Source organism: Rhizobium sp. Rhizsp42 (genome assembly GCF_047304155.1).
In the GTDB taxonomy this organism is placed as follows: domain Bacteria; phylum Pseudomonadota; class Alphaproteobacteria; order Rhizobiales; family Rhizobiaceae; genus Rhizobium.
In genome coordinates, this window is sequence record NZ_JBGLYS010000088.1 from 1 (window position 1) to 2496 (window position 2496).

A 2496-nucleotide genomic window follows, 5' to 3' on the forward strand; every position below is an offset into this window, starting at 1 on the left:
GTAAGCGGTGACGTGAGGCCGTTACTTCTTGAAGTTCCAGGGCATCAGAGCGTCGAGATCGCTCGATGGCCAACCTGCGGCGATACGCTCGAGCGTCTGCGTCAGCCAGGCCAGCGGATCAACTTCGTTCATCTTGGCGGACTGGATGAGCGTAGAGAGCGTGGCCCAAGTCCTTCCGCCCCCTGCATTTCCGGCAAATAGGCTGTTCTTGCGAACAATTGCCTGGGGTCTGATTGCACGCTCAACAATGTTGGAGTCTATCTCGATGCGCCCGTCATGGAGGAACTGTTCGAAGGCTTCCCGTCGATTAAGGGCATAGCGAATTGCTTCGGCGAGTTTTGATTTTCCAGAGATGCGGGGAAGCGTGTCCTGCCAGAGTTTGTAGAGATCGGCAACGACTACAGCGGAGGCCTCCTGGCGGGCGGCTACGCGAACATCGGGGCTTTGTCCGCGCACCTTTTCCTCAATCGACCAAAGTGCGCCCATCTTTTCGATTGTCGCCGTTGCCACCTTTGAGCTGTCGTTTGCGTGCAGCTCGTAAAACCGACGGCGACCATGCGCCCAGCACCCCGCCAAAAGAGCGCCGTCGTTTCCGCGCTCAGGTCGAGCAACACGGTTATAGGCAGTGTACCCGTCGATCTGCAGGATGCCGCGATAGCCTTCCAGATGTCGAGCGACACAATCACCGGATCGACTGTCTTCAAAACGGTAGGCCACCATCGGCGGACCGCTCCCGCCGAATGGTCGATCGTCTCGCGCGTACGCCCATAGATACGCCGTCTTTGCCGACCCCGATCCGGGGACAAGTGTCGGCAATGTCGTCTCGTCGGCGAATATTCGTTCGCCTCTTTTGATCTGGCTGAAGGTGTAGTCCGCAAGAATCTCGAGTTCGAACCCGAGCTTGCCCATCCACCGCGCCATGATGCCGCGGTCGACTTCGACATGGTCGCGCAGGAAGATCGCCTCCTGTCGATAGAGCGGCAACCCGTCGCCGTATTTGGAGACCGCGATATAGGCGAGCAGCGCTTCCGTCGGAATGCCGCTTTCGACGATGTGTGCCGGGGCCGATGCCTGGATGACGCCGTCGTCGTTCTTGAAGGCATACTTCGGGCGATGCGTGACGATCACCCGGAACTTCGGCGGAATGACATCAAGCCGCTCGGAGGTATCTTCCCCGATCAGGACCTTCTGTTTGCCAGCATGTTCGGGCAGTTCGTCCGGCTCGATGACCACATGGACCCGCTCCAGATGTGGAGGAAAGCCTTTGCGTGGACGCGGCGCACGCTTTGCAGCGGCTGGATTGCGACCCTTGGCAACCAGTGCTTCGATCGCGGCAATGCCAGTGTCGATTTCTTCGAAGACAAACGCGCCCTGTTCGTCCAGGTCTGCCTCGATGTTCTTTCCCTGCTTTTCCGAGCGGCGGCCATACCTGTATCGATTGAAGGCCTTGAGGATCAGCTTCAACTTGGCGATCTGTTCGTCCGCGTCCGCATTGCGGGCCTTCAGATCAGCGACTTCGTCTTCCAGAACATCGGCGCGCGCAGCCTTTGCGGCCATCGCCAGGATCATGGCTTTCAGCGCATCAACGTCGTCAGGAAGCTCGAAATCAGCGGGTGTCATGCCCTTATGTAGAGCACAGTTCGGCGAGATTTTCCCTCAGTTTCAGCCGCCTGATTCACTCTGCCGCAGGGCTTTACCCAGCAAATTCCGGCCGCTTTACTGCAATCGTGCGCACGCGCTTCCAGTCCATCCCATCCACCAGCGCCATCAGTTGCGCGTGATTGAGCTGCACCCGGGACGGCCCGATTTTCGGCCAGACAAACTGATTTTTTTCGAGCCGCTTCGAATACAGGCAGACGCCTGAGCCATCCCACCAGGCGATCTTGATTCTGTCGGCTCTCTTGGCGCGGAAGACGTAAAGCGAGCCGTTGAATGGATCACTTCCAGCATCACGCACCAGCGCCAAAAGGCTATCCGGACCTTTGCGGAAGTCAACGGGATGACTGGCCAGGAAGACCTTCGTACCAGCCGGGATCATGCAGAGCGTACCGCGCGGATCAGCCTGACGAGATGTGGCTCGTCGATCGCGACATTCACCCGGATCACAGCGTCGCCGATCATGATGTCCGCGGTGGAGCTTTCGCCCCGAGCCGTATCAACAACAGCCTCCGCTTTCAGTCGGGCATTACACAGTCGGGCATTGCGCCGCCACGTGAACAATTGCGACGGGTCGATCCCTATGCGCCTCGCTATCGCAGAAACGCTCGCACCCGGCTCCATGCTTTCGGCTACCGCATGAGCCTTGAATTCATCTGACCAGCGTCGAACCTCTCGCGGCGCGCCCTCCAGACGACCCGCAACGGCTTCGATCATATGGAAGGTTCTATGTTCGGACTTAGGTTCAGACATAGCAATTCATACCAAGCTCATTTCCTGAGCTCACACGAATAAGCCTGATAACCCGCTATCGCCAGACGGGGTCAATGCACCGCTTAC

General features: G+C 58.4%; 3 protein-coding genes. All 3 read right to left on the reverse strand.

Annotated elements, in window-relative coordinates; genetic code table 11:
- Positions 1 to 21: 21 nt before the first annotated feature.
- A complete protein-coding gene (gene tnpC, locus ACCD05_RS31575; RefSeq protein WP_112536779.1) occupies positions 22 to 1620 on the reverse strand; it encodes an IS66 family transposase in 1599 nt (532 codons plus the stop codon).
- 73 nt (positions 1621 to 1693) lie between these two features.
- Positions 1694 to 2038: an IS66 family insertion sequence element accessory protein TnpB gene (gene tnpB, locus ACCD05_RS31580; RefSeq protein ID WP_413397603.1), complete on the reverse strand. Its 345-nt coding sequence runs from the start codon at positions 2036 to 2038 to the stop codon at positions 1694 to 1696.
- Positions 2035 to 2373 carry a transposase gene (locus ACCD05_RS31585; protein ID WP_413397605.1) on the reverse strand — a complete coding sequence of 113 codons (339 nt, stop codon included), beginning with the start codon at positions 2371 to 2373 and terminating at the stop codon, positions 2035 to 2037. Before ACCD05_RS31585 ends, tnpB begins: the two co-directional genes overlap by 4 nt.
- Positions 2374 to 2496: the final 123 nt, after the last annotated feature.